This is a genomic window from Bradyrhizobium sp. Kon58, from assembly GCF_055807455.1.
The window spans coordinates 1-367 of the sequence record NZ_JBVVOT010000218.1 but is presented as its reverse complement, the minus strand read 5'-3'; the positions used below and the strand labels follow the sequence as shown (position 1 = coordinate 367).

Below are 367 nucleotides of genomic sequence, written 5' to 3'. Positions count from 1 at the left end.
CCCGGTGATGGTGCCGATGTGGATGTACCCGATCGCCATCGCGGCGGGTAATACCTTCATTCTCAAGCCCAGCCCCACCGACCCGAGCGCCTCGCTGTTCATGGCCGAGCTGCTGCGTGAAGCGGGCCTGCCCAAGGGCGTGTTCAACGTGGTGCAGGGCGACAAGGAAGCGGTGGACGCGCTGATCGAACACCCAGACGTCAAGGCCGTGAGTTTTGTTGGCTCCACGCCGATTGCCCAGTACATCTACGAGAGCGGCGCGCGTAACGGCAAGCGCGTACAAGGCCTGGGCGGGGCGAAAAACCATATGGTGGTGATGCCCGACGCGGACATCGAGCGCACCGTCGATGCCCTGATGGGCGCCGCC

1 protein-coding gene is annotated in these 367 nt (G+C 64.6%); it reads left to right on the top strand.

Annotation, left to right across the window (positions count from 1 at the left end):
* The coding region (locus tag AC0L20_RS40190; RefSeq protein ID WP_473295699.1) for an aldehyde dehydrogenase family protein at positions 1–367 on the top strand (367 nt) is incomplete at both ends.